This window comes from Proteus alimentorum (genome assembly GCF_002607735.1).
In the GTDB taxonomy this organism is placed as follows: Bacteria; Pseudomonadota; Gammaproteobacteria; order Enterobacterales; family Enterobacteriaceae; genus Proteus; species Proteus alimentorum.
Genome location: NZ_NBVR01000043.1, coordinates 16,859 through 34,480, shown reverse-complemented (window position 1 = coordinate 34,480; position 17,622 = coordinate 16,859). Strand labels below are relative to the sequence as shown.

Here is a 17,622-nt window from a genome sequence, read left to right as displayed (position 1 = left end):
AGCGAAGCACAGCAAAGTTATTTCTCTATGCTACGACACCCTTTTTCTTGTTAATAACTTTCCTTATTCTGAGCTTATGTTGTCTTTGTTTATTGTTGATTAAATAGGTAAATACTCACTTACTGATAAGCTTTTATTTTTATTTAATCTTTTGGATAAAGGCGAACTTTAATATCCGCCGGTGGTGCGTAATAAGGTGCAGACGTCACCATTAAAGTAATGCCTGTTTGTGCGTATTTCTCAATCGTTTTCAGGTTAATACCGCCAGCTAAAGAAAGGTGGCAATGGGGCGCAATTTCAGGCGCTTCTTGTTGAAGTTGAGCAATATCTTCAATCGAGAATTTATCAAGCTGTAAAATATCAGGCTGTGCTTTTAACGCTTCTCTTGCTTGTTCGATATCATCAGCTTCTACAACAATACATTTTTCAGGTGCCGCTTGGCGTAACTGCTTAACGTGTTGTGCCCAATTATCAGGCTCTGATAAAAATCGACGATGATTAGCAAAGAGTAAAATCGTTTCAGAACAGCCTTGACGATGAATAACACCACCGCCCGCAAGTACCGCTTGTGTTGCCAGTAACTTGGTATTTGGGATATTTTTGCGTGTACAGGCAATTTGCCCTTTAGGTTGATAGCGGTGATAGATTTCTAGCATTCTTGCCATATAGTCACTCACACCACAACTCCACTCCAGCACGTTTTGTACCACTTTCCAGCCTTGGTGTAGTGCATCTGCTCGGCCTTCCGCAGTGATTAAACAATCGCCTTTGTCGGCAAAATCACCGTCTTGTCGATGTGCTTTTACCTCTAACCCTAACTTTTCCAATAAACGGCAACCTAGCGTGATCCCACTAACACAACCGGCTTCACGGCGTGTAAATGTCATTGTACCTAGCTGAGCACCAATATTAAGCGCTCGGCTAGTGAGATCACCATATTGAATATCTTCCATCAATAAATTATCAAGAAAGGCATCAGGATAATAAATCATAGGTTTAGCTCACTTTCAGGGACGACATCCCAAGAAACCATCGCCCAATCACGAGTTGGTGAAATCAGTGAAACACCTTTTTCAATACTTTCATGATAGTAATGAGTTAGGCGTACAATTTCGTCTTCGCTTAAAGGCCCTACGGAGAAGTTAATACCTTCAATAAATTGCTCAAGGTTATTGAAATTACTTTGGCAATTACGGCTACGGATATAATCTACTTTAGGGTGAATGCCCATTTGGTTTAGCATGTTTACCGCATAAATATAGGTGGGTAATGTCGGTACATCACGACCTAACAAGCGAATAATACGCTGATCAACAAAGGTTGGAGAGACTGTGTGAGTGGTATAAACACGTAATTTCGCTTGACGATTCAGTTTGATTAACGCCGCTTTTAAATCCATCACTAACGTTGAGCGTGAAGCCACTGCGATATCACAACGAGGAAGATCATCCCAACTATCTTCCCATGAGCAAGTGATAAATTCAGCATGATTGATACCTGCTTGTTCAGCTCTGCGTTTAGCAACGGCTAACATACCTGTACTGTAATCAATACCAATGGTTTTTTTGAATTTGTCTGCCACATGAATGCTAATAGAGCCAGGGCCACAGCCTACATCTAATAGGGTTTCAGCATCGGTAAAATCCATCATTTCACGAAATTTTATTAAATAAGGATCGTTAGGGTTAGCACAGGTCTCTGCCATTTTTTCAGCACGTTTGTCCCAATGCTCAGGTTCTTTTTTGGTTCTTTCAGCCTGTACCATGTGGTTTTTATAAAGTTCAGCAAAATCCGTGGTTTCAATAGTGTTCATATTCTTGCCTATGGTCATTTTTATTATCAGGGTAGGCGTGAAAATGCGCCTGAATATCTGTGGGTTGTACACCATAAAGGTGCGCTAAATTGTCGGGTGTCAGCAAAATGTTAGGGCTGTTTTGTAAAACAGGTGTATGAGGTGTTAGTAAAATCACCTCATCCGCCAAAGAGGCGGCATGTTGAGGGTGATGTGTAGACATAAAAACACTGATCCCTAATGCTTTTAATGCCTTAACTTGGGTAAGCAGTTTGATTTGATTACCAAAATCAAGGCTTGCAGCAGGTTCATCCATAATCAACAACTTAGGTTGTTGCACCAACGCGCGAGCAATCAATACCATCTGTTTTTCACCACCACTTAAGGTATCAAAAGTTCGGTAAGCAAGATGAGAAAGCGAGAGCATTTCTAAGGTTTCCATTGCCATTGTTTTATCTTGTGAGCTAGGCATAGAGAAAAAGGAGAGATGGGCGCCTCGTCCCATCACAACCATATCGATAACATTGAATGAAAAGGGGATATGTGTGGCTTGAGGAACATACGCTACCACTTTAGCAAGTTCTGTTGGTGACCACTCACTTAGTTTTTTACCCGCAATATTAATCTCACCATCAATGCAAGGTATTAGCCCTAACAGCGTTCTCATCAGTGTGGTTTTTCCGCAGCCATTTGCGCCTAATAAGCAGATGATTTGTCCTTGCTCGATGTGGAATGAGAGATCTTTAATTAAGGTTTTGTCTTTATAGCCAATGGCGATCTGTTTTGCATTAGCAATGATCATGCGCCTTTCCTTGTTCTAAGTAACAACATTAAGAAGAATGGCGCACCAATGGCGGAGGTTAAAATGCCTAATGGAAGTTCAATATTGGCTATTGTTCGCGCTAATGTGTCAGTGATTAGCAGCATAATGGCACCCACAAGCAAGGAAACGGGGAGTTGTTGGCTAAAATTGGCGCCCACTAACAATCTTGCAATATGTGGCACTATTAAGCCTAACCAGCCAATAATGCCTGCGATAGAAACGGCACTTGCGGTGATTAATGTGGCTGACAAAATAAAGACTAATCGTGTTATCTCAACGTTTAAACCTAATGCTCTGGCTTCTTCATCAGATAAACTGAGAATGTTCATACGCCAGCGCAGTAAAATAAGTGGAATAAAACCAATCAGCATTAAAGGTGCTACAGAAATTAAATCAGAAGCCGTAATGGTTGAAAGCCCACCCAAGAGCCAAAAGGTAATTGAAGGCAATTGCGTATAAGGATCAGCGAGAATTTTCATTAATGAGATTGCTGAGCCACATAATGCACTAATCGCAATACCAACCAACACAAGGGAAAGCACCGGATCGTGTTGTTTCGCTAGCCTTGCGATAAAGTAGACTAAGGCAACCGTTACTAAACCGCCGGCAAAGGCAAATAGCTGAATAGATAACATCGATTGCCCAAGGAAAATACCTAAAACTGCACCCACGCCCGCCCCTGATGAAACGCCAAGAATATCAGGGGATACTAATGGATTACGGAACATACCTTGATAAGCTGCCCCCGCAATCGCGAGTCCGCCACCAATTAAGATTGCTGCCAGAACACGGGGAAATCTTATTTGCCAAAAGACGGTTTCAGTTCTGCTGTATTCCACATTGCCGATTAATTTATTACTCATCAGTGTCCACAGTTCATTAGCGGTAAGTGAATACTTACCACTAGTGATGGCAATCAATGCGACGATTGAGAATAACGCAAATAAAAGCGTGATGCGTACTGATTGACTCATGAATACCCCAGCAATTGCTGACATTGTTCAGCACTTAATTGCGTATGATAAAAATGAGCAAAGTAATTTTGTAGATCTTGAGCGGCTTGTTTTTCTATTTTAGCGTCAAAATGGCTCTGTAATCGACGCATCCCCATTAGACGGTTGATACCAGGAGGACCATCTAACCAACCAAATGGTAAGCCTTTAAACAGTAACACTTTGTTGTTTTTAACGGCTTGGATGCTTTTCCATACAGAGTCTTGCATAATTTGCTGATAGGCATTTTCATCTTGAGTGATGATAATTTCAGGATCCCACATTAACAGTTGTTCTGGTGAAACATCCGTTAACCCCGTGAAATCAGGAATATCTACCACATTTTCAAAACCTAACATTTCAATAGCTTCGGTATGGATAGAGCTTTTTGCACCTGTTTGTAACCCTTTCGCTCCACGAGCAAGGTAAAAACGAGGGCTTGTTTTTTGTGTCGATGCAAACAAGGTGGCATCGCTAAGATACTGCTCTGCAATAAGTGCTAATGTTTCTGCTTTTTCTGCAACACCGAGTAAAGCCCCCGTTTGACGTAACTGAGCGGGGCTATCTTTTAATGTGCCATCAATTAACACATAGGGTACACCTGTTTGATCAGAAACACGTTTTGCTAATGAACGATAGGTTTCATCCACATTACCACTATCAATAATGATATCGGGCTCTAGCGCCAGTAACGCTTCTAAAGAGAGTGTACTTCCTCGTCCGGATAAGCGCCCTAAACGAGGTAATTTACGCAGTTCATCTGAAAATAAAGGACTTTTCTCTAAATTAAGTGAGGAAAAACCCAATAATTTTTCGGGGGCTAATGCAAGTAACAATTGATCAGTAGGCGGTCCTGCACTTATTACGCGATGGATTGCGGTTGATGCCGGAACATGACCAAATTGAGCGGCAATACGTGAAGTAATTGCTGCTCTGACAGTATGTGGAAGTGCCGATAGTACGGCAAAAGTAGAGAGGTACGTTAAAAATTGTCGTCTGTGGATTGCCATAGGTTCACGCTATTATTGTTTTATATTGAGGTCGTTATTTCGTTAATTATACAGCGATGAATACTATATTTCCTTTGGCTTAAGTCAAGGGATCATCAGTCAAAATCAAATCTAGGCACACATCTGAAAAACTTTATTCGAAATAGTGTATAACCTAGGGCTATAATCAGCGTTCTTGGAAAATTAAAGCGCGTATTAATACGAGTGTTTTTGGATAGTTGCGATATAAAATGAAGAAAAAACGCCCCTCATTACAGGATGTAGCTTCGCGAGTTGGTGTTACCAAAATGACTGTGAGTCGTTTTTTGCGTAACCCTGAACAAGTCTCAGAAGCTTTACGAGAAAAAATTGCGCGTGAATTAGATAGCCTCAATTATATTCCTAATCGCGCACCTGATATTTTATCTAATTCGACCAGTCATGCGATTGGGGTATTGCTACCTTCTTTAACTAACCAAGTTTTTGCTGAAGTTATTCGTGGTATTGAATCAGTGACTGATAAATACGGTTATCAAACCATGTTAGCGCACTACGGGTATCGTGCTGAAAAAGAAGAAGAACGCCTGCTTTCATTACTCTCTTACAATATTGATGGGCTTATTCTTGCTGAAAGAACGCATACACCAAAAACATTGAAAATGTTAGAAACCGCAGGTATTCCTGTGGTGGAAATCATGGATAGCGTTTCGCCTTGTTTTGATTCGGCCGTGGGATTAGATAACGTTGATGCTTCAGAACAGATGGTCAATGAGATGATTAAACGCGGATGCAAACGCGTTGTCTACCTTGGCGCAAGACAGGATGAACGAACCTTGATGCGTTTACACGGTTATGAAAAAGCAATGCAAAATGCGGGCTTACCTATTGGTAATGTGATGACGCCAAAAAGCTCATCTTATTCGTTAGGGGCTGAATTATTACATGCTGCACGTAAGCAATATCCTGATTTAGATGGACTTTATTGCACCAATGACGATATTGCGATTGGTGCTGTTTTTGAGTGTCAACGTTTAGGCATTTCTGTGCCAGAGGATATTGCGATATCGGGTTTTCACGGACACGATGTTGGACAGGTGATGACGCCTCGTCTGGCGAGTATCTTTACCCCTCGTGATGAAATGGGGCAACAAGCTGCTGATTTATTGCTTAAGCGAATGAAAGGTAAAATGGCTCGAGGTCAAGTGATTGATGTTGGTTTCCGCATTATTACGGGTGAAAGTATATAATTAATTAACTTATTGATAATATTTAAAAATCAATGTTTTCGAACCCTATTGTTATATTTGTAACAGTAGGGTTTTTTATTACTCCCAAATTTGCTGTGAATAAAAGGAAGTGGGGCAGAGATTTTGTTGTCAGTTTGTAGATCATCTTACTTTCATTTGAGAGTAGCTTCACATTTTCACTTCTTAGTTGATCATCGTTGTTGTATTTACCTTGTCACTTCAGATATGTTACCCGTAACAGTTACGGGTAACATTACAAAAAAGACTTAATATCTGCCTTAAAGGAGCATTCTATGAACGATACCCAATCCCTACACCATGTTTTTATCTTAATGGGGGTATCAGGCAGCGGTAAATCTGCGGTCGCAAGTGGTGTCGCACAACGTACAGGCGCTGCATTTTTGGATGGCGATTTCCTCCATCCTCGTTCAAATATTACTAAAATGGCATCAGGCCACGCTTTAAATGATGAAGATCGTAAACCTTGGCTACAAGCATTAAATGATGCCGCATTTGCAATGCAAAGAACCAATAGTGTTTCGTTAATTGTTTGTTCTGCGTTGAAAAAACAATATCGAGATATGTTAAGAGACGGCAATCAATGCCTGCACTTTTTATATTTAAAAGGTGACTATGCACTGATTGAAAGTCGCTTAAAAGCACGTAAAGGGCACTTCTTTAAACCTCAAATGTTAGTGACTCAATTTGAAACCCTAGAAGAGCCAACAAAAGCAGAAAACGATGTGTATGAAATTGATATTTCAATGCCACTTGATGATGTGATTGAAAGTGCAATTAATAAGATAAATTCAGTCACTCAAGGGACTCTTGAAGGGGAAACTGTATGAGTACATTAACGCTTGTGCTAACTGCGGTTGGCTCGGTTTTATTACTGCTCTTTTTTGTGATGTATGCGCGTTTACATGCCTTTATCGCATTAATGATTGTGGCCATCGGTGCGGGTATTTTCTCTGGTATGCCATTAGAAAAAATAACCCAAACCATGCAAAACGGCATGGGGGGAACATTAGGTTTCCTCTCTATCGTTGTCGCGCTAGGCGCAATGTTTGGTAAAGTGCTACACGAAACAGGTGCTTTAGACCAAATTGCAGTGCGATTATTAAAATACTTTGGCGAGAAACGGGCTAACTATGCCTTAGGTATTGCAGGTTTAATCTGTGCATTACCCCTGTTCTTTGATGTTGCTGTTGTTTTATTAATTGGTGTTGTATTTGCTGTTGCTCGCCGTACTGGTGGCAATGTAGTGAAAATGGCCATCCCTTTATTTGCGGGTGTTGCAGGTGCAGCAGCCTTCTTATTGCCGGGACCGACACCGATGTTATTAGCCGACCAAATGAATGCTGATTTTGGGTGGATGATCTTAATTGGTCTGTGTGCGGCTATTCCGGGAATGTTATTAGCAGGCCCTATCTTCGGTAACTTTATCAGTCGTTATGTCACCTTAGAATTACCCAAAGATTTATCTGAGCCGAGTTTAGGTCAGAATAAAATGCCTTCTTTTGGTTTCAGTCTTGCACTGGTGTTATTACCTTTAGTCTTAGTGGGATGTAAAACCATTGGTGCTCGTTTTGTTGAAAAAGGTTCTGACCTGTACAACATCCTTGAATTTGTGGGGCATCCTTTTATCGCTATTCTTGTGGCTTGTTTAGTGGCTATTTATGGTCTTGCTATTCGCCGAGGTATGAGTAAAGAAAAAGTGATGGAGATCTGTTCCGCGGCAATCCAACCAGCAGGTATTATTTTACTGGTGACAGGTGCGGGTGGTGTCTTTAAACAAGTGTTGGTGGATTCTGGCGTTGGCCCAGCTTTAGGTAACGCATTAATTGGTGCCGGTATGCCAATTGCAGTAGCGTGTTTTATTCTGGCAGGGGCGGTGCGTGTTATTCAAGGATCAGCCACGGTTGCATGTTTAACCGCAGTAGGTTTAGTGTTACCTGTTATCAATGAGCTAGGTTACAGTGGCGCGCAAATGGCTGCATTGTCAGTATGTATTGCGGGTGGTTCTATTATTCTTAGCCACGTTAATGACTCAGGTTTCTGGTTATTTGGTAAATTTACAGGTGCAACAGAAGCACAAACCTTAAAAACATGGTCATTAATGGAAACTATTCTTGGCACAACAGGTGCTGTGATTGGTATGATTTTCTTCGCTTTTCTTTGATATCTCATCTTTGTATTTCAGATTATTAGCGCGTCTTTTGACGCGCTTTTTTCATTGCTATAAATGACCATGAAATATGACAGAAAATATCCTGTTTCTCATTAGTCTATAGGCTTATTTAGCGAGCAAACTAGGACGGTTATTTTATGGTTGACTATAATTCGCTTTTTATTAAGCACACGGATTTTAATATTCATATTATTACTTTGATTCGAGACTCTGTTTTAGCCGAGAGTCATAAATTAAGAGAGAAATTAGTTTTATTAGAGGAAATGGATTCTTTATTTAAAGATATGCTAGAAAATGCTCAGTCACTAACTCTATTTTTTGAGGAGATAGATATCCATTTTACTCATAGCAAAGAAGAGATTGAGAATTTCGCGAATTGGCTAAAAAAAATCAAAGATAGCGCGAATAATATCGATAGGTTATCAAATCAAGCGAATATTTTATCCATTAATTCTGCTATTGAAGCAGGGCACATTGGGCGTGAAGGCGCGAGTTTTTCTGTCTTGGCACAAGAGATGAAAAAATTATCACAAGAAATTCAGCAACAATCTTCAGCTATTGCTGCAATTAATAACAATGTGAGTGCTCGTTTTGATCCTATCAAAGAAAATACCCTAAAAAATCAAGAACAATTACAACAAGTCAAACAATTAGTCATTAAAGGGCATCAAGATTTAAGTACACTATCAGCGCAAGCTAGTGAGTTGAGACATATTGTCAATGTGATGTCGATGCAGCAATTTTTTAATACTGTCAAACTCGATCATGTTTTATGGAAAGAAGCGATTTATATGCACTTATTAAATAATGATGATGAACACAGTGTTAATCAGTATACAGAGTGTCGTTTAGGAAAATGGTATTACCAAGGTGAGGGTAAAAAATTTGCAAACATTGACGCTTTTCGTCGCTTAGAAGAGCCTCATAAATTAGTGCATGAATGTGGTCGTTCAGCATTAAAAGCCAATAGAGAAGATAATCCAGAAGGGGTTACAGACTATATAGATAAAATGGAACAAGCCAGCGTTGATGTTATCAAATATGTCGATATTTTATTAAATTTAGATAATTAATAACGTAATGAATAAACTCAGAAACGTAAAAAGGAGCGGTAAGCTCCTTTTTGTATGTTGAACAGAGTGGATCAGCTTTTGTTTATTAAGGTATTCAATTGGCTATAAAGTGTATTGGCGCTGCTTTCATAACCTTCACGAGAAAGATGAACACCATCAGGTCTTGCTAAATCATACAGCGCCCATGCTTTTATCGAACATTCGCCACCCATATAATCACGCCAATCCCAAAAGAGTGTTTTCTCTTGTTGGGCCACTTCTTTCTGAATGCGAACGATATCGCTTAACCATTGAGGCTGTTGTGAACGACAATCAAGCGCTTCTTTATTTTTGATTGAGTCAGAAGGTCCAATTAATAAAATGGCACTATTAGGCGCTTGCTGGCGAATTTTGCGAATTTTATCCGTAAGCTGTTGGCGATAGGCAATTAAATCAAAGGTGTCATTAAAGGCTTCATTTGTACCATAAGCCAAAATTACCATATCAGGATGTAATTGGCCTAACGTTTCAGTCCACTGTGCGCCCCATCTATCCATCATATTAATGGTGGCACCATTAATGCCTAATGAGGAAAGCATGACGCCAGGTTGTTGATTGGTGATCAACCAACCGCCTAATTTAACAGGCTGATTTTTACTCACGGTAATGCTGACTGGGAATGTCATAGCTGTTGGGGTTGAAAACTGCCATTTACCTTGTGTTTGCGATAGTGAAAGGATTTTGCTTGTCGATGACTGTACATTCACTTGAGCTGTAGTTGGCGTTTTATAAAGTGCTTGTAACTGATAGCGTTGCTGAGTGACTGGGTTTTCAGATAATTGTAATTTTGCCCATTTAGCTTGAGGTTCACTAATAAAGCCTCCTAATGGGAAATCAGGATCGCTATCTTTTCTGCTTGAAAGCAGTGTCCATGCTTTTTTGTCACTTTGGTATTGTACGTTTGCAATGCGCTGACCTGCGATATTCGTCGGAGGAATAAAACCAATACCGCCATTACCATAGTCAGCCTGAAAACGTTCACGCAACTTACCACTGAAAAAATCAGCCGCAGTATGGGAATCCCCTAACTGAACAATATGAACAGTTTGGCGGCCTTGTTGTAATTTTTTAACAAAGCCCGCAAAGTGAGGATCATGATAGTTATAAAGCTGTCTTGAACCATCAGCAGGTAATACTGTGGGGGTGGGCAGCTTTACTGTTTTTTCAGTGTCTTGGTTACAAGCAACTAAGAGCGAAACCATAGCCAGTATGATTGAGCTACTGACTAACGTTTTGCGCTCAAGGATGTGCATGAGTTGTTTCATTTACAATAACCGTGTTTTTATCTTTTACATCATCGACTGTATTATCTTCTTTAATTTCTTCTTGAAGATGAATACGTGAGAATACGTGTTGGGCAATAATTTGTTGACCTTTTAAGCTAAAATGAATGCCGTCACCCGCTCTTAACTTAACACGACTGCTACCATCGCCTATATAATCAGAATAAATATCTTTCTCATATTTAAACATATCATTGACGGAAAGGTAAATTTCACCCATTTTTTCAGCTTCTTCACGGTAAAGTTTATCAAGATATGCCATACCTTCAGATAACTTCTGCTTACGCATATTAGGGGGGCCAACCCAAATAACCGTGACATTATTCTGTCTGGCATTGTCTATAATGCTTGCAATACGTGCTCGGTAGGTTGATTCCCATGCCTCACTCGCAAATTTTAAGTAACGTCCTCCACCATCAGGTGGCATATCCCAAGGATCGTTAGGACCTAAAAAGACCACTAATAATTTGATGGAGTCATCACTGGCTAAACGTGTTGCGATAGTTTGTGGCCAATTGAAAAAGCGTGGATAAGCAAGCCCTGTACTCTGTTTACTTAAATCGATACTGCTGATGTTGTAATCCGTTTGCAGTTGACGCTTAAGTAAAGGTGCAACACCTTGCATCATTGAATCGCCCGCAAATAACACTTTATCTTTTGGTGATAAGACAATTTCTGTTTTCTGAACGATAGGTTTTAGGGCTTGTAATGCGGCATCAGACACATCGGTAACCGAATGGTAAGGTAACCCACTCATTGCTTGCTTACGCTCTAATAATTGAGGAAAGCGTTGCGTTAATTGAGAGGCGGGTCGTGTATAGCCATTAAAGAAGTGTAGACCAACAGCAAAGCCTTCGGGAAGTTGCTCAGGTGCGGAGATTTGTACTATTGGTTTTGCCTGATTATCAGGATGATTCACTTGCAGGTAATCACCATAGCTTTCTACCGCAACGAATACGCCATCACGCAGTTGTCCACCCACTTGCCAAGCATAATAGTGAGAAAGCCCAGACCAAGGTGCAGGGCGATGATATTGTTGTTGCCAAAAACGCTCTAGTGATGTTTGGTTTAGCCAAATCAGAAAGAGGGTGCTGAATAGCACCATTAAGGCAACTTTTGCTGTCTTTTTTAAGTTTGAGCAGAAATCAAAAGCTGGCATAAATAAATCCTGGCACCCCATCTGGAGACAACATGAAAATAATCGTGAGGATCAACGCAAGTGGTAGAGGATAAACATACCACGGCACTTTTTTCTCAAGACGAGCCACAATATCCCTTAGTGTGACAAAGCAAGGGTAAAGTAAGAAAAGTCCCCAGAACATAAAGAGGGTTAAACCTTCAGTTTGCAATGATGCCCAAGCCCCCGTACTAAAGAGTTGTTGTATCAATACAAAGGCATCACCCACGGTTTGGCTGCGGAAAAAGATCCACGCAAAGCAAACAAAGTGGAACGTGATAATCCATGACAACAACATATTGAATGACGATAACGCACTAGGCGGAGCATTCTTCTTGGCAGGAAAGAGTCGGTGTTTAATATTCAATAACACCACACCAATCCCATGAATAGCACCCCAAATAATAAAGGTCATTGCCGCGCCATGCCATAATCCTGAAATTACCATCGCAGCAAAGGCATTAAAGTTTTGTCTGATAACACCCTTACGATTACCCCCTAAAGGAATATAGACGTAATCACGAATAAAGGTCGATAAACTGATATGCCAGCGACGCCAGAAATCAGCGAGATTGATCGCTAAATAAGGCGCGTTAAAGTTACGAGGCACGACAAAGCCCAGTAATAAGGCAATGCCTGTTACAAGGTTGGTATAGCCCGAAAAGTTGAAATAGATATGCCATGCATAGGCATAAACCGCCGTCAGCACTTGTCCACTTTGCGCTAAATCGGGGGCATTAAATACCGGATCGACATAGTTTGTTGAGAACCAACCACTTAACCAAAAGAGTTTTGCGATAGCTAAAACAATTAGCATTATCGCCCCTTTATAATCAATGATTTTACGTGTTGGTGCTTGAATTTGCGGGAGAAATTCTTTAGCGCGATTAATTGGCCCTGCAATGATGCTTGGGAAAAAGCATAAATAAAGAACGACATCCAAAAATGGCGCTTTAGGGATCTCTTTTCGGCAAACAGAAACGACATAACTGACCGAATGGAAAATATAGAAAGAGAGTCCTAATGGTGCAAGCAATTCAATAAGAGGCAGCTCAATACTGAGCCCCCATTGCTGGAATGCTTGTGTCAGTGTTTCTTGGAAAAATGAGTAATATTTAAAGGCGGTAAAATAGACCGCAACGAGTAATCCTAATAGCCAGTATATGACTTTAGATGATGTATACTTAGTTAATATATTCGCCAGTAAATAAATAAAGAGCGTATAGCTTAATAAGATAATCGCAGGACGATAATCCGCATAAAAGAGAAAAGCGTAACTAACTGTAATCAGTAGAATATTTTGGATCTTGACGTGCTTTTGGAAGAGCCAGTATAGAATAAAAAAGCTAACAAAGGCTCCGAGAAACTCGAATGAAAAAAAATTCATAAAGGGCTCTAAGGGTGTGATTTAAAAGTCATACCAAATGTGTTACCCCCTATATTATGAATTCTAAGCGGGCTTTCAATCAAAAGATTGTCTAGAGATAAATAAAAGCCACTTTTCTCTAGAAAGAAAAGTGGCTTTTGTCAGATGAAAGCTTGTTAAAGCTTAACTATCTTGTTTCGACTGTAACTGAACTTGAGTGATCAGTTTTTTATTTGAGTCGAACATTTCGGTCAGATAATCGTTATAACTTGAGCCCATTTCTGAGTAACCTTTCAAGTCAGTGATTAACTGTCGAGAGTCGAGTTGTTGCTGCGTCATTCTTTGCTGTGCTCTTGAGGAGCGCAATGAATTATAGGCGCGGTGCGTATTAAGATTACGCATATAAGCAATCACTGAGCCTTCAATATCAGGGTAGGCTGCATAGCCTTTGGTTTTCCCTGGAACGTTATTGCAAGACTGACTCCCACATCGCATACCGAATAGATTATTATTTTGTTGTGCCAACTTCGATGTTCCCCAGCCAGATTCCGTTGCAGCTTGCGTTGCGACAAAGTGTGTCGGAATAATGTCAACGCGAGTTAATAACGAATCCCAATTTACTTTTTTCGGGCTGGTACATGTAACGCCATAGTATTGACAGATTTCACGCAATTTTTTCAAATCTGCGCTGCCCCAGTGCTGGGCTTTACGTTGAGTTGTTAACCACTCACGATCTCTCAAAATCTTATTATTAACATTGTCAATAATAGGAACTATGACATTTAAAAACGCTTTCTTACGCTGTGTTCCCGAAGGGTATTTTTTCAAATCTGGCAACGGTGTTGACGTGCTTTTGAAAGAATACGCCTGCAGCATCTGGGAACTGCCGGTACTGGTTGAAGCAAAGCTTACACCAGTAAAGAGTAGTGAAATCAAGAAAGCGAAGACGGCACTTGTCCTCATCAATTGAGAGGGCATTGCTTCTCCTCGTTTAACTGGATAAAAATCGAACGAATACTAGCAAATTACTTTTTTCATATCTACAAAATATCGCCTCACATTAGGATAACTACGAGTGATTTGTTAAATAAATGTATAAGCTTTACTGGAAGGCCTCGTTTTATAATCGCTTTTTTCTTTTAACAAAAAGTGCTTTTTTATCGTAAGCTTAAATTTATCTTATAAGATAAGGTATGACTTAACCTAAATTTAGTAAAATTAAGCGTTTTTAATGTGTCAATTTTGTTTGTTATTTAGTCAATTTTTGTTGTTTTTGGTCTAGTTTTATTATCAATTTCACGTGCTTTTTCTGTTAAATCAGTAAAATCCGCTTCACTCCAGTAGGTTTTAGGATGAGGTAAATTCGCCATTTCCTTTGTTGGCCAAAGCTGAAATTCTGCTAATTGTTCTAAAACGTAACCAGAATAAGCACTGGGTAAAGTGAGGTAGTGAGGCGGTGTTATTTCCTCGAAAGGTAACATGGGATAGCGTTGGTCTGAGATATGATAATCACGCATTAAAACTAAAAATTTATCGGGAACGCGTTGCTGACTATCCCACCATTGCCCATCAATAACATCAAACCATTGTTGTGTTAATTGGCGAGGTTGAGCTTCTAACTGGTAGAGCGCAGAAGGAATAATACCCTGCATTGATTGATTATAGTGCTCAAGGCTGGTGGCGTGACCCTTTAAGATCAGTGTAAGAGAAAGCCTTGCACCAATTAAATTGGAATAGAGATCTTCGGGTGAAAATGCCGAGATACCTTCTGAAAAACCTGGCACAGAACGAAAGCCATACCATTGTGCAATTTCATGCCATACCGCAAGGCGATAACCAAGGTGTGCGGCAAGATAGGCGCTTAAGGTATAACGTTCTAATTCGTTTTTAGGTGGGGCGAATGCATTAAAGTGGATTTTACGTTGTGCCAATTCATCACTTAACGTTAACGTCCACGCTTGGCCTAATTTTGGATAGATATGACTAAAGAGATAATAAGTGTAATCCGCCGTATCACGAATATGGGCGATATCAAGAAATCCCCCTTTGTGGGAATAAATTAAGCCTGATTTCTCACTTCCCAAGCCTAATACGGCGCCTGTACCTAGCCAAAAACTGTCGTTATAACGATGATTGCCCAAGGCAGAGGCTTCAACAACGTTATCAATACGATAAAACGGGATAGGAATTTCGAATGCTTTAACTTTTAAGTCGTAACCAAAGGCACAACAAGGTCTTAAACCATTGGGTGCTGTTAATGGTGCGGGTGTTTGCCAAAGTTGGGTTGCTTCTTCGTGGGTAACACTCTCAAGATTGGCATGCAGAGATTTTACTGGTGTGACTTGAGTACATCCTGCAATAAATAAGAAGAAGGCAATGGTGTTGATAAAAAGAAACCGCTTAAACATCAAAATGCTTCACCTACTTGAAAATAGAATCCTGTACTTTCTTTACCTATACCAAAATCGAGACGTACATTCATACGGGGTTTAAATTCAAATCGATAACCTACACCGACACTCGGCAACCAATGGCCTTTGCCTAAATCACGCGCTTGGTCGCTTAACGTACCACCACCCACCCAAAGTGCAATGCCATGGCGCCAATCGAGTTTTTGGCGGTACTCTAATTGGGTTGAAAATACGTGATTGTCTTGATATCGCCCTTCATAATAGCCTCGCATTTGCTGCCCATTACTCAGTTTAGACAATTGGCTCCAAGGCACATCACCCGATGTAAAACGCGCATAATTATCAAACGCTAATACCGCATTATCACTTAAAGGATAATAGTAGTTATATTGTATTTGTGTCGCATTAAATCGGTTATTACTGCCTGTATCCGGTGAGTAATGGGTATAGCTGATATCAAAAGCCTGACCTCGATAAGCATTCGGTAAAAAATCGCGACTATCGTAAGTAAAGCGAGCAGTTATTCCCGAACTGGTTGAACGCAAAGGTAAATCGCGTTTATTCATATATGCTTTAAAGGGAGAATCTGGGGCGGCGGCTTGTAGATTGGAGTAATCCCACCCTAATCCTATATAGGTGTTTTTGGTTATTTGACGCAGTAAAGTGGGGGTTAGGCGCAATTCTTGAGAGCGAAACTCACCGAAATGATCTTTTACCCGCCCTTCGTGATAACCCTCTCCCCAATAATGGGTAGGGACATTATTTAATGTTCCTGTGAGATAAAAGCGCCAAGTATCATTTGCCAAATAGGTGTAGTTGCTAAAGGTCATGCCAAAAGCACCGGTTGATGAACCGAAGCCACTTAATGAGAGCGATGAGATTTTGCTATCAGGGCGACTATCGGCTTGATAAAGCCCAACAAGTGCAATTCCTACACCCAATTCTAGCTCTGGCGTATAAAATGGACCCGGTAATATTCCCCAGTCGATAGTTTTGCTGCGATCAAAGCTATTTTCTCCCCCTAACCCCATTAGCCATTGGTCTATTTGTTGTCTATCAGGAAAGAATTGAGCTTGTGCTGTGTATGAAGTAGAGAGGCTGGCAAGTGCCAGCCCCAAAATAAAAGGGTATTTAACCATTAAAAACGGAACTCACCTGAAACAAAGAAGCTATTACGGTTATTAAAACCAAGCTCAGTGATCACATTAAAATTGCGTGTGACTTCTAAACGCGCACCTACTGTTTGGTTCCATTTATGAGCAAGATGTTGTTCAACATCGAATTTTACATTCCCAATATCTAAATCTGGAGAGTTCAAGAAATCATTTAATTTACTAGGTAAGCTCAGTTTACTTACATCGCCTTTAAAACGTTGAGTGATATCTTGGTACATGGCACCTGTCCAAACTTGTAATTTAGTGTTGCCTTGACCTGAAATCAGCGGTGAGAAAACAAACTCATAACCCACACGAGGTGAAATTACTAATGCTTTAATATCACCATCTAAGATATCAAGATTTGTTTTAGTGTAGTTTAGATCAAAGGTACCAAAGAATTGATTATAGCCACCGGCTAAAGTAAAACCAGCTCCATAAGTATTCCCTTTAAAGTCTAAATTAAACTTTTCGTTTTGAGCTACTTGTATGGGAAATCCAAAATCAGCAACAACTTGGTTGATAGTTGTACTAGACGTGCCTTTAGTTCTTCCATATACGCCGTATAAATTAAGAAAAGGGAAAACCCAACTATCAAGTTTAAGTAAATGAGTTTCACTTTTTTCTCGAGTATGACCTACATCAACTGTAACAACATCACTCATTGCAGCCCATTCACTGGCCTCAAAGCCTATTTTATCCACAATAATATCTTGGCGCAGATTCATATAGCTATAGCTAGCACCAAAAGGCTCTGGTAAATCATAACCACGGGCGCGAGCTTCATCGCCCCAAATCGGTAAAACGCGAGATTGGCTGGCTGGGGTACGAGTATCTAATGAACCTTCGCTATTTAAAGCAGTACCGCCGGATTGGCTAACACTTAAAGAGAGCAGTGGGCGATCGCTATCCGCGTAAGAAAAGCCAGTTGCAAGAAGAGAGGCGGTGAATACCACCTTATTTAAATTGGAAAAGTTCATACATAACCCACAGAAAATTAAAAAAGTAAGTAGTAAAAGAGTAGCCGGAAATTTTAATCTTTTTCTTATTAATGATCACCAGCTATAAGTGCGATATACAGTAAT

16 protein-coding genes are annotated in these 17,622 nt (G+C 40.2%); 4 read left to right on the top strand and 12 right to left on the bottom strand.

The features are described from left to right. Nucleotides 1-143 precede the first annotated feature (143 nt). The 5 genes from modD to B6258_RS16765 are packed head-to-tail and all read right to left on the bottom strand — an operon-like array spanning nt 144 to nt 4,617. On the bottom strand, nt 144-992 hold the full coding sequence (gene modD / locus B6258_RS16785) for a ModD protein (RefSeq protein WP_099076237.1): 849 nt from the start codon (nt 990-992) through the stop codon (nt 144-146). Continuing rightward, entirely contained in the window at nt 989-1,813 is an 825-nt protein-coding gene (locus B6258_RS16780) for a class I SAM-dependent methyltransferase (protein ID WP_099076236.1), read from the bottom strand. Before B6258_RS16780 ends, modD begins: the two co-directional genes overlap by 4 nt. Then, nucleotides 1,800-2,594 (bottom strand): ABC transporter ATP-binding protein, encoded by a 795-nt coding sequence (locus B6258_RS16775; protein WP_099076235.1) that lies wholly within the window; start codon nt 2,592-2,594, stop codon nt 1,800-1,802. The genes B6258_RS16780 and B6258_RS16775 overlap by 14 nt, the downstream gene beginning before the upstream one ends. Then, entirely contained in the window at nt 2,591-3,589 is a 999-nt protein-coding gene (locus tag B6258_RS16770) for a FecCD family ABC transporter permease (protein ID WP_099076234.1), read from the bottom strand. The genes B6258_RS16775 and B6258_RS16770 overlap by 4 nt, the downstream gene beginning before the upstream one ends. Beyond that, the gene (locus tag B6258_RS16765; RefSeq protein WP_099076233.1) at nt 3,586-4,617 is read right to left on the bottom strand and encodes an ABC transporter substrate-binding protein; all 1,032 of its coding nucleotides are present in this window, start codon (nt 4,615-4,617) and stop codon (nt 3,586-3,588) included. Before B6258_RS16765 ends, B6258_RS16770 begins: the two co-directional genes overlap by 4 nt. A gap of 230 nt (nt 4,618-4,847) precedes the next feature. Here B6258_RS16765 and gntR point away from each other — a divergent pair, with 230 nt between their 5' ends. The 4 genes from gntR (at nt 4,848) to B6258_RS16745 (ending at nt 9,107) form a co-directional block, all read left to right on the top strand. Then, a complete protein-coding gene (gene gntR, locus B6258_RS16760; RefSeq protein WP_099076232.1) occupies nt 4,848-5,843 on the top strand; it encodes a gluconate operon transcriptional repressor GntR in 996 nt (331 codons plus the stop codon). A gap of 293 nt (nt 5,844-6,136) precedes the next feature. Next, nucleotides 6,137-6,691 (top strand): gluconokinase, encoded by a 555-nt coding sequence (gntK, locus tag B6258_RS16755; protein ID WP_099076231.1) that lies wholly within the window; start codon nt 6,137-6,139, stop codon nt 6,689-6,691. Beyond that, nucleotides 6,688-8,025: a gluconate transporter gene (gntU, locus tag B6258_RS16750; RefSeq protein ID WP_099076230.1), complete on the top strand. Its 1,338-nt coding sequence runs from the start codon at nt 6,688-6,690 to the stop codon at nt 8,023-8,025. The genes gntK and gntU overlap by 4 nt, the downstream gene beginning before the upstream one ends. 272 nt (nt 8,026-8,297) lie before the next feature. Then, nucleotides 8,298-9,107: a methyl-accepting chemotaxis protein gene (locus tag B6258_RS16745; RefSeq protein WP_240531618.1), complete on the top strand. Its 810-nt coding sequence runs from the start codon at nt 8,298-8,300 to the stop codon at nt 9,105-9,107. A 71-nt stretch (nt 9,108-9,178) separates the two neighbouring features. On the opposite strand, the gene B6258_RS16740 is transcribed toward B6258_RS16745, so the two are convergent. From B6258_RS16740 to B6258_RS16710, 7 genes are all read right to left on the bottom strand, one after another. Then, nucleotides 9,179-10,411 carry an SGNH/GDSL hydrolase family protein gene (locus B6258_RS16740; RefSeq protein WP_099076228.1) on the bottom strand — a complete coding sequence of 411 codons (1,233 nt, stop codon included), beginning with the start codon at nt 10,409-10,411 and terminating at the stop codon, nt 9,179-9,181. Beyond that, a complete protein-coding gene (locus B6258_RS16735) occupies nt 10,386-11,588 on the bottom strand; it encodes an SGNH/GDSL hydrolase family protein (protein ID WP_099076227.1) in 1,203 nt (400 codons plus the stop codon). The genes B6258_RS16740 and B6258_RS16735 overlap by 26 nt, the downstream gene beginning before the upstream one ends. After that, entirely contained in the window at nt 11,575-12,993 is a 1,419-nt protein-coding gene (locus tag B6258_RS16730) for an MBOAT family O-acyltransferase (RefSeq protein WP_099076226.1), read from the bottom strand. Before B6258_RS16730 ends, B6258_RS16735 begins: the two co-directional genes overlap by 14 nt. A gap of 162 nt (nt 12,994-13,155) precedes the next feature. Beyond that, entirely contained in the window at nt 13,156-13,950 is a 795-nt protein-coding gene (locus B6258_RS16725; protein ID WP_099076225.1) for a protein bax, read from the bottom strand. 275 nt (nt 13,951-14,225) lie between these two features. Continuing rightward, entirely contained in the window at nt 14,226-15,380 is a 1,155-nt protein-coding gene (locus B6258_RS16720; RefSeq protein ID WP_099076224.1) for a DUF4056 domain-containing protein, read from the bottom strand. Next, entirely contained in the window at nt 15,380-16,522 is a 1,143-nt protein-coding gene (locus B6258_RS16715) for a BamA/TamA family outer membrane protein (RefSeq protein ID WP_099076223.1), read from the bottom strand. The genes B6258_RS16720 and B6258_RS16715 overlap by 1 nt, the downstream gene beginning before the upstream one ends. Continuing rightward, entirely contained in the window at nt 16,522-17,517 is a 996-nt protein-coding gene (locus tag B6258_RS16710; RefSeq protein WP_099076222.1) for a hypothetical protein, read from the bottom strand. The genes B6258_RS16715 and B6258_RS16710 overlap by 1 nt, the downstream gene beginning before the upstream one ends. Nucleotides 17,518-17,622 lie beyond the last annotated feature (105 nt).

What these genes read in the sequence shown, in the direction of transcription:
- B6258_RS16735 (WP_099076227.1), bottom strand. Translation starts at nt 11,588, where the DNA reads ATGCCAGCTTTTGATTTCTGCTCAAACTTAAAAAAGACAGCAAAAGTT.
- B6258_RS16745 (WP_240531618.1), top strand. Translation starts at nt 8,298, where the DNA reads ATGGATTCTTTATTTAAAGATATGCTAGAAAATGCTCAGTCACTAACT.
- B6258_RS16780 (WP_099076236.1), bottom strand. Translation starts at nt 1,813, where the DNA reads ATGAACACTATTGAAACCACGGATTTTGCTGAACTTTATAAAAACCAC.
- gntK (WP_099076231.1), top strand. Translation starts at nt 6,137, where the DNA reads ATGAACGATACCCAATCCCTACACCATGTTTTTATCTTAATGGGGGTA.
- B6258_RS16765 (WP_099076233.1), bottom strand. Translation starts at nt 4,617, where the DNA reads ATGGCAATCCACAGACGACAATTTTTAACGTACCTCTCTACTTTTGCC.
- gntU (WP_099076230.1), top strand. Translation starts at nt 6,688, where the DNA reads ATGAGTACATTAACGCTTGTGCTAACTGCGGTTGGCTCGGTTTTATTA.
- B6258_RS16725 (WP_099076225.1), bottom strand. Translation starts at nt 13,950, where the DNA reads ATGCCCTCTCAATTGATGAGGACAAGTGCCGTCTTCGCTTTCTTGATT.
- B6258_RS16720 (WP_099076224.1), bottom strand. Translation starts at nt 15,380, where the DNA reads ATGTTTAAGCGGTTTCTTTTTATCAACACCATTGCCTTCTTCTTATTT.
- B6258_RS16715 (WP_099076223.1), bottom strand. Translation starts at nt 16,522, where the DNA reads ATGGTTAAATACCCTTTTATTTTGGGGCTGGCACTTGCCAGCCTCTCT.
- B6258_RS16710 (WP_099076222.1), bottom strand. Translation starts at nt 17,517, where the DNA reads ATGAACTTTTCCAATTTAAATAAGGTGGTATTCACCGCCTCTCTTCTT.
- B6258_RS16730 (WP_099076226.1), bottom strand. Translation starts at nt 12,993, where the DNA reads ATGAATTTTTTTTCATTCGAGTTTCTCGGAGCCTTTGTTAGCTTTTTT.
- B6258_RS16740 (WP_099076228.1), bottom strand. Translation starts at nt 10,411, where the DNA reads ATGAAACAACTCATGCACATCCTTGAGCGCAAAACGTTAGTCAGTAGC.
- gntR (WP_099076232.1), top strand. Translation starts at nt 4,848, where the DNA reads ATGAAGAAAAAACGCCCCTCATTACAGGATGTAGCTTCGCGAGTTGGT.
- modD (WP_099076237.1), bottom strand. Translation starts at nt 992, where the DNA reads ATGATTTATTATCCTGATGCCTTTCTTGATAATTTATTGATGGAAGAT.
- B6258_RS16770 (WP_099076234.1), bottom strand. Translation starts at nt 3,589, where the DNA reads ATGAGTCAATCAGTACGCATCACGCTTTTATTTGCGTTATTCTCAATC.
- B6258_RS16775 (WP_099076235.1), bottom strand. Translation starts at nt 2,594, where the DNA reads ATGATCATTGCTAATGCAAAACAGATCGCCATTGGCTATAAAGACAAA.